The sequence below is a fragment of the Haliscomenobacter sp. genome, assembly GCF_040403615.1.
Lineage (GTDB): Bacteria > Bacteroidota > Bacteroidia > Chitinophagales > Saprospiraceae > Haliscomenobacter.
Genome location: NZ_JBBAKG010000158.1, coordinates 1 through 9,402, shown reverse-complemented (window position 1 = coordinate 9,402; position 9,402 = coordinate 1). Strand labels below are relative to the sequence as shown.

The 9,402-nt window shown below is 46.8% G+C and carries 7 protein-coding genes; all 7 read left to right on the top strand.

What is annotated here, in order from left to right; genetic code table 11:
* Positions 1–207: 207 nt before the first annotated feature.
* Entirely contained in the window at positions 208–543 is a 336-nt protein-coding gene (locus ABW391_RS27145) for a four-helix bundle copper-binding protein (RefSeq protein WP_353485049.1), read from the top strand.
* A gap of 77 nt (positions 544–620) precedes the next feature.
* Positions 621–1,247, top strand: a complete 627-nt coding sequence (locus ABW391_RS27140) for a DUF305 domain-containing protein (RefSeq protein WP_353485048.1) — start codon at positions 621–623, stop codon at positions 1,245–1,247.
* Positions 1,248–1,482: 235 nt separating this feature from the next.
* Positions 1,483–3,534: a copper-translocating P-type ATPase gene (locus tag ABW391_RS27135; protein WP_353485047.1), complete on the top strand. Its 2,052-nt coding sequence runs from the start codon at positions 1,483–1,485 to the stop codon at positions 3,532–3,534.
* A 100-nt stretch (positions 3,535–3,634) separates the two neighbouring features.
* Complete coding sequence (locus ABW391_RS27130; protein WP_353485046.1) at positions 3,635–6,343, top strand: cation-translocating P-type ATPase; 2,709 nt, start codon at positions 3,635–3,637, stop codon at positions 6,341–6,343.
* Complete coding sequence (locus ABW391_RS27125) at positions 6,340–7,194, top strand: DUF6544 family protein (protein WP_353485045.1); 855 nt, start codon at positions 6,340–6,342, stop codon at positions 7,192–7,194. The genes ABW391_RS27130 and ABW391_RS27125 overlap by 4 nt, the downstream gene beginning before the upstream one ends.
* 34 nt (positions 7,195–7,228) lie before the next feature.
* Positions 7,229–8,344, top strand: a complete 1,116-nt coding sequence (locus tag ABW391_RS27120) for an Acg family FMN-binding oxidoreductase (protein ID WP_353485044.1) — start codon at positions 7,229–7,231, stop codon at positions 8,342–8,344.
* 24 nt (positions 8,345–8,368) lie between these two features.
* Positions 8,369–9,402: alpha/beta hydrolase (locus ABW391_RS27115; RefSeq protein ID WP_353485043.1), on the top strand; the 1,034-nt coding region annotated here is incomplete at its 3' end.

Sequence of the window (9,402 nt, the reverse complement as noted above, 5' to 3'; positions counted from 1 at the left end):
CATGGCTTTTTGGCATTTTTAAGGAATAATATGAAATTGATAATCTGGGTGTTCAAAAAGCCATTTCTCAAAAAGTGCTGTCATTAAGTCTACAGAAAATTAATGTGTGAATGATATAAACTATCGCCAAAATTGTGTAATACTTCAGGGCAGTTGAGGGCATAGCTTTGTTGAGAGAATATTCTCTACCATTACAACCACAACAAGATGAGTCATCAAAAATTTCAAAGTTGCATCGCCGCATGTTCAGCCTGTGCAATAGAATGTTACCATTGTGCAAGTGCCTGCTTGGAAGAACAAGACATCAAAATGTTGGCCCGGTGTATCAAATTAGACCATGACTGTGGAGCCATTTGTCAGTTGGCTGTACAAGCTATGGCCAGCGGCAGTGAGTTCGCACACCAAATTTGCAAACTCTGTGCAGAAATCTGCACTGCCTGTGCAGTGGAATGTGAGAAGCACTCACACATGGAGCATTGCAAAAAATGTGCAGAAGCATGTCGCAAATGTGCTGCCGAATGCAGCAATATGGGTAAAATGTAGTGTACAAAATCTCCTTTCACAGCGATTCTCATCAATACTTCGCCTATTTTCCAATTCCTTTTAAAAAATTTGACCTTATGAAACACACATTTCTTTTATCGCTGCTTACCATACTTTGTTTGCTGAGTGGCTGCAACTCCAGCAATACCGCTAAGGAAAACGCTGGCCAAAAGGATCAAACCCACGGTGCGCACAACATGGCCATGATGGAATCCATGGATGCCATGATGCAACGTACAAATGCCATGAAGATGACAGGGGACTTCGATGTAGACTTCGCCAACATGATGATAGAGCATCATCAGGGTGCCATTGACATGTCCGAAATTCAAGTAAAGTCGGGTTCCGATGCTCAATTGAAAGACATGGCAAAACAAATCATCATGGCTCAAAAAGCAGAGATTGTCAAGTTGCGAGACTTCGTTCAGGCACATCCGGTTACTGGCACTCAGCAGCAGCCAATGCACAGCGGAAGCATGCAATCAATGCACGACCAAATGAAGTCTATGTCCATGAACGGCAATATGGACCAGGATTTTGCCAGCATGATGATGATGCACCACGAAGGCGCAGTGACCATGGCCAAGGAGGAATTGGCCAATGGGCAGCACACCGAGTTGAAACAAATGGCACAACAAATGATTGACGACCAGCAGCGGGAAATTGCAAATTTTCAGGACTGGTTGGATAAAAACCGGAAATAGCCCATGAAAATCAAAATGGCCTAGTATAAGGGGCAATAAAAAAGTAAGTGATCATTTTGCCAGAGGATTAGATAAATAAACGTTTCATTTTAAGTGTCTTATCTAATCCTTTGGCTCAAGAAAAATGAACACTTATTTTTGCCCAACTACTTAGTCAAAAAATCTCTTTGCACAGTGTCTTTGTTTTGAGGCGCTGCGCAAGGAGATTTTTTAACATTTAACAAAAGAGGCAACCATGGAAAATCACGACCATCATCAAGATAAACCTCAAGCTCAAAGTGCGCAAAAACCCATTGAGCCGAAACACCCTCACACCGCCGCCAATCCACCGATGAACCATGCTGGCCATGACCACCATGCCATGATGATTGCTGATTTCCGAAAAAGATTTTACATCGTCTTGGCTTTGACCATTCCCATCATGCTGCTGTCTCCGATGATCCAACAGTTTATGGGAGTGAATTGGCAATTTCCCGGTTCACCATACCTCTTATTGGGCTTGTCCTCCGTCGTGTTTTTTTATGGTGGCTGGCCATTTTTAACCGGGTGGCTGGAAGAAATAAAAGCCAAGAACCCCGGCATGATGTTTTTAATTGGTTTTGCCATTACTGTTGCGTACATCTACAGCGTCGCCATTGTATTTGGTTTGCAGGGCATGGATTTCTTTTGGGAATTGGCCACCTTAATCCTGATTATGCTTTTAGGCCATTGGATAGAAATGAAATCGGTGGCTGGAGCGTCCAGAGAATTGGAGCTATTGGTACAGTTGATGCCCGCAGAAGCTCACCTGGTGAAGTCGGATAAGATACAGGAAGTAAAAACCGATACCCTCAAAGCAAACGATGTCATTTTGGTGAAACCTGGTGAAAAAGTGGCTGCGGATGGCATTGTTTCGGACGGAGAAAGTTACCTGAATGAATCGATGCTAACAGGGGAATCAAAACCCGTAAAAAAAGTCAATGGTGACAAAGTCATTGCTGGTGCCATCAACGGCAACGGTGCCATCAAAGTTACTGTATCTCATGCCGCAAAAGATTCGTACCTCTCGCTGGTCGTCAAGTTGGTGGATGATGCTCAGAAATCAAAATCCAAAACCCAATTGTTGGCCGACCAGGCCGCCAAATGGCTTACCCTCATTGCCATCGTTGCGGGCCTCACTACTTTTTTCTACTGGTATTTAACGGGTCAATCTTTGGCTTTTGCCATGGAAAGAATGGTCACCGTTATTGTCATTTGTTGCCCGCATGCGCTGGGCTTGGCCGTCCCATTGGTCGTGGCAAAGTCAACGGCCTTGTCTGCCAAACACGGCTTATTGATCAAAAATCGGACAGCTTTTGAAAATTCCAGAAAGATCAGCACCATCGTATTTGATAAAACGGGGACTCTGACCGTAGGTAAATTTGAAGTCTCCAAAATCGTTACCCTACAAACTGCGCTCACCGAGAATGAAATTATCCGTTTGGCCGCAGCATTGGAGCAAAAATCAGAACACCCCATTGCCACCGGTATCCTGAAAAAGGCGAAAGACGCGGCTGTTTCTATCCCAGTCGCTGACGATTTTAAAGCCATCACGGGCAAAGGAGTAGAAGCAACAGTAGAGGGCAAAAAGGTATTGGTGGTTAGTCCAGGCTATTTAACCGAAAACAAAATTCCTCTTCCTGAGGGTTTCAGCGCCAATGATACCGAAACGGTGGTTTTTGTGCTCGTCAATAATGAACTGGCCGGGTATATCGCTTTATCTGATGAAATCCGCCCTGAATCGGCAGACGCGATCAAAACCTTGACCCAAAATAAGATCAAATCCATTTTGCTCACCGGCGACAATGGCAAAGTGGCCAAAAGTGTAAGTGAGACTTTGGGCATGGACAGTTTTATGGCAGAGGTATTGCCGCATCAAAAGCTGGAAAAAATCAAAATACTGCAAAGCCAAGGTGAGTTTGTGGCCATGACAGGCGACGGCGTAAACGATGCCCCTGCCTTGGCACAGGCAGACGTTGGCATCGCGGTAGGCTCTGGCAGTGACATTGCCGCAGAAACCGCCGGGATCATTCTGGTCAATAGCAACCCCAAAGATGTCGTGAGTTTGATCCTCTTTGGCAAAGCAACGTATCGCAAGATGATTCAAAACCTCATTTGGGCAACTGGGTACAATGTGATTGCGCTGCCCCTGGCCGCAGGAGTGTTGTACCATTGGGGGATCTTGCTTAGTCCCGCCGCAGGTGCCGTGTTGATGACGGTGAGCACGGTGGTGGTGGCCATCAATGCCAGCTTGTTGAAAGTGAAATGATGTACTTGAACCAGTAAACTGAAGAGTTGGATACACATCGATAGGGTGCACAGAAACGTAAAAAAGCAATAGCGGTTGAAATTCAAAATAGTATCCGGATATGGTTAAAGTGAACAAAAAAAAGACAATTGACAAATCTGATGTCCCCATTTGGGCTTCTCAGGAAACGGAATTGTTTACCCATTTGGGCGCAAATATCGAGCAGGGTCTGTCGGTTGCAGAAGTCGCCACCCGGCTGGAAGTTTTTGGCCCCAACACCATTGCCCAAGACAAACAAATACCGGCGTGGAAACTCTTCCTACGGCAATTCAAAAGCCCCCTGGTTGTCCTCCTGGTCATCGCGGCTGGTGCATCATTTGGCTTTCAGGAATGGCTGGACGGGATCGCCATTTTGGTAGTGGTTTTCCTGAACGCCATAATCGGTTTTTACATGGAATTTCAGGCAGGACGCAGTATGGCCGCCCTGAAAAAAATGGTTGCCGTTTCGGCCAAAGCGTTCCGTGGAGGTAGTTTGAAGGAAATCAGCATCGAAATGCTGGTACCCGGTGACGTGATTTATCTGGAAGCCGGTGACATGACCCCTGCCGACGCGCGACTCTTCAACAGCTCCCAACTGCAAGTGGACGAGGCTTCCCTCACGGGTGAAAGTGTTCCCGTGGAAAAAGAGCCTGCTGCGTTGCCTACTGACACGCCGTTGGCAGAACAGTCCAACCTGCTTTTTAAAGGAACCTTTGTCACCAAGGGCAACGGCAAGGCAGTGGTTGTCGGAACAGGCATGAACACCGAATTGGGGAAAATCGCCCATCTCATTGGCAGCTCTGAACAGGCTGCCACCCCTCTGGAAAAGAAACTGGAAGCGTTCAGCGGTCGTCTCATCAAAATTACCATTGGCCTGGTAGTCGTTATTTTTGCTGCAGGAGTCATTGGTGGAAAGCCAATTCTGGAAATGTTCCAAACCACCATCGCCTTGGCTGTAGCTGCCGTCCCCGAAGGTTTGTCTATCGTGGCCACGCTGGCACTGGCGCAGGGAATGCTCAAATTGGCCCGCCATAAAGTGATTGTCCGCAAACTTGCCGCAGTCGAAACCCTGGGGGGAACCACCGTGATTTGCACCGACAAAACCGGTACGCTGACGCAAAACAAATTGGAAGTCGAAGCTTTGGCTGCCCCGGGAGGCACCTGGGCAAAAAGTGACGATGCTGCCGATGTACCCCTCGGTCATTTGCCAGAGATGCAATACCGTCGCCTCCTCCAAATTGCCATTTTGTGCAACAATTCGGAAATTCACGCCCAGAAAAGGAAAATTAAAGAAATTGGCGACCCGCTTGAAACTGGCTTGCTCAAATTCGCGCGCCGATTAGGCGAAGACATCAACGAGCTCCGACATAAATCCCCCAAACTGTCGGAAATGCCCTTTAGCTCCGAAACCAAAATCATGGCCACTTTGCACGAGACTTCGGAAGGTAAGCTGGTTTTTGCCAAAGGAGCAGCGGAAGACTTATTGGATTGTTGTTCATTTCTACTCGATGGGGATAAAAATACTCCAATGAGTCCCAAGGCTCGGAAGGCTTGGCTTGCAGAAGCGGAAAAAATGGCTTCATCGGGGCTTAAAGTCATTGCGGGGGCTTTTAAACCAGACGCAAAACCTGGGCTGGAATTGGCTGAAAACCTGACTTTTGTAGGACTTTTCGGTTTGATCGATCCGCCTAGGAGGGAAATCCCTGCGGCCATCAGGCACTGCCGGGAAGCTGGAATTGAGGTGGTGATGGTCACTGGCGACCATCCTGCTACCGCAAAAGCCATTGGCAGGCAATTGGGCATCATTGATGCTGATGAAACCGATGTGGTACTGGGGAAAGAAATGCCCGACTTCGAAAAACTCAGCGCAGCGGATAAATCGCGCTGGGCCGCCGCCAAAATATTTGCTCGGGTAAGCCCCAAACAGAAACTCGATTTGATCCGGGTTTTTCAAGAACGCAAGGCCATTGTAGGCATGACTGGCGATGGCGTGAACGATGCCCCCGCGCTCAAAAAAGCCGATATAGGTATCGCGATGGGCAAACGCGGCACCCAAGTAGCGCAAGACGTAGCTGACATGGTGCTGCGCGACGACAGTTTTGCCAGCATTGTGGTGGCAATTCGCCAGGGGCGGATCATTTTTGACAACATCCGCAAGTTTGTCATTTATCTTTTGTCTTGCAACCTGAGCGAACTGGCGATCATCGCCATCGTATCCATGTTGCTGCTGGATTTTCAATTGAAGCCGCTGCAAATCCTGTTCATCAACTTGGTCACCGATGTGTTACCAGCGCTGGCCTTGGGCGTTACGCCTGGCGGTTCAGAGGTAATGAAGCAGAAACCGCGCGATGTGAATGAACCAATCATTGACAAATCACGTTGGGGGCGCATTTTTTTCTACGCAGCGATCATCACGGCGACGACCATCGGAGCAGTGTATTTCAGCTATTACACCCTTCATGCCTGGGAGGAGTGGAATCCTGCGCTTTACAACAATATCTTGTTTTTTACCCTGATTTTTGCCCAGTTGTTCCATGTGTTCAACATGGGTTCGATGGATCTACCGTTTTGGCGCACCGAGGTGGTGCGCAATCGCTGCGTGTGGTTTGCAGTGGGTGGATGTGCCCTCATTGTAGCCGTGTTGTACCAAATTGCGCCGGTGCGTAAGGCGCTTTCCATTGTGCCCATGTCGGTCGCCGATTGGGCACTGAGCATCGGAGCAGGATTGCTGGCAATGGTGGTCATCCGGCTGCTTAGGAATTTGAAGTTTTTTCAATATGAAAAGCAATGATTGATTTAGTGATCTCCTGGCCGCTCAAAATTGGCATCATCGTTTTGTTGATTGTAGTGGGTATAATCGGGCTTATTTTAATGGTTGGAAAAATAAATTTATCGATCCAATTCAAAAATGAGGTAAAAGAACTTTTTGCTCAATCTAAGCCTATTTCTGCTGACCAGGCATTCAGCTATGAGCAATTAAACGGCTTACCCGAGCCCGTTCAGCGCTATTTTAAGCATGTTTTGAAGGAGGGGCAAGCCTACATTGGTTACATCCGATTGACCCACGACGGGCAATTTAAAACGGGACTAGACAAAAATTGGCTGAACATCAAAGGGGAACAGTATTTCACGACCGAAAAACCTGGCTTTATCTGGAAAGGCAGTACTACGCTATTTACCGCCCGCGATATGTACATTTCGGATAAAGGACGATTGGTGGTTTCGCTGTTGTCCCTGATCAATGTAGTAGATGCGCAAGGCGAAAAATACAATGAGGGCGAATTGCAGCGCTGGCTGTGCGAAGGTGTTTGGTTTCCGACCAACCTATTGCCCAGTGAAAGATTGCAATGGTCTGCAATGGATGCGCAGACTGCGAAATTGACCTTCAATTACCAGGGCTTATCGCTATTTTATATTGTCAGCTTCAATAAGCTTGGCGAGATTACCCAAATGGAAACAAAACGATACATGAGCGAAGAAAAGCTGGAAACCTGGATTGGTAAAATGAAGGATTACCAAGAGCTAAATGGAATAAAGGTGCCGACCAACATTGAAGTGCTTTATAAATTGGAAAAAGGCGATTACCCTTATGCCAAGTTTAAGGTGAAAAAAATCGAGTATGACCGACCTGAAAAGTTTTAATTTTTTGTAAAACTAGCCCTTAAAAAAAACCATTATGAACAGGAAAAAATTCTTAGGTGTTGCTGGCGGGGCTGTTTTGGTGGTCGCCGGCGGCTATTACCTGCAAAGTGACAAAAGCAATTTCGTCAGAGCAGATCTTGAGGGAAGTTTTCCTGAAAAAATTCCCCTTACTGCCGATGAAAGAAACATCCTCTTCCTGGCCTCCTTGGCACCCAGCGGACACAACACCCAACCCTGGTTTGTACAATACATTGAACCTTACCATTGGATAATCGGCAATGACAAAAGCAAATGGCTTCCTGGGGTTGATCCCACGCAAAGAGAAACGATGCTGTCGATCGGGGCATTCACCCAAAACCTGGAATATGCCGCCAGCAACCTCGGATACCAATCTCAATTCACTATTTTAGCCAACAACAATCAAGATGAACAGGTACTATCTGTCAAATTGACGAAAGCAAGCAATACCCCCAAATACAACATTGAAAAAATAAAACAGCGTAGAACCATCCGGTCAAATTACCTCAGTGAGGTACTCAAAAAAGAGGACTTTGATGAGTTGATGGCGGGCGAGCGTGATGTTTTTCATTGGCTACCCAATACCTCAAAAGAGCACCAATACCTGAATGAACAAACGATTGAAGCCAATCGAATTCAATCCTATCGGGATGCTGCACAAAGCGAATTGGCCGATTGGATTCGGTTTTCCAGTAAAGATGCCGCAAAACACGGTGACGGGCTGACTACCGCAAGTATGGAAATAAAGGGAGTTCCGGCCTGGGTTTTGCGGAATTTTTATGGAAAATCGAATGTAATGAAAAAGAATTTCAGGGAGCAAAGTATTGACACTGTTCACAAACAAGTATCACAATCTGCCGGTTGGCTGCTGATCACGAGTAAAGACAATGCCGTAGCCACCCTAATTGATACGGGCCGTCGCCTGCAAAAGCTGTGGCTAAACATTCGAGAAAAAGGAATCGCCATTCATCCGATGACGCAGATATTAGAAGAAACAACTACGAACGCGGAACTCAATTCAGCTATCGGCATCAAGGATCCTATACAATTTATTTTGCGCACCGGATATGTGAAGACGTATCCGCAACCGGTTTCACTGCGTCGGTCGGTGGATGGGTTTGTACGGATGTAAGGAGCAGTGAATAAATAGAGCCAAATGGAAACAATAAAATCAACAATTCAAATTCTTGCAACTGTTTTAGGCGGTTTGGGTACCCTAATGAGCATTTTGATTTTCCTTCGTTTACATTGGCCTGCACCGGTTTTGTGGATGTTAAAGCTATTCGTTAGCGCCGTATCACCTTTTCTTTTCCTTATCGGTGTATTGAGCGCCGTGGTGGGACTGGCAACTGGTTCTGTCTTCCTTGGTTTGATTGGCATGTATAACGGGTTGATTTATTTTTTATATATCTTCAGCGTTACCCGTCCGCCTGATGTTTCAAGCGGTTTTGCACAGGCTTTCGGTTTGGATTGGGAAAACCGCATCAGTGCCGAACAAAAAAAACACTTTCTCCCAAGACGAACCATCATCAGTTTACCCGCCGTTCCGATTCCACGTTTGGAACAAGACATCTCATTTGCAAGCATTCCTGGCACTGACCGGAAACTTTTGTGTGATGTATGGCAACCAAATGCAACGGTCACCCCTTCTGGCTTGGCTTTTATATACCTGCATGGTAGCGCGTGGGCCCTGCTCGATAAAGATGTTGGTACACGTCCGTTTTTTAGTCACTTGGCTGCCCAAGGTCATGTGATTGTGGACGTGGCTTATCGCCTTGCTCATGAAACGGACATGATGGGAATGGTAAATGATGTAAAGCGGGCAATAGTGTGGATCAAAGAAAATGCACGCACTTACGGCGTAAATCCCCATACCATTGTGGTGGGTGGCGGTTCTGCCGGAGGCCATCTTGCCATGCTTGCAGCCTATACGGCCAACAACCCGCAGTTTACACCAAAGGAATTGGGAGGAAAGGACATCAGCGTTTGCGGGGTGGTTTCCCTCTATGGGCCAACCGATTTAAAGGCCATGTACTACCACACCAACCAGCAGTTTACCACCCGCTTAAATGCCGGGTCGGCCAAAAAGGCTGTACCTCAAATGCCCGAATGGGCGATTAAAATCATGGGGAAAGCATACTATCGCTTTAATTTTGATAAGGACTTTGCAAACGCAGGCGTTTTTGCGGT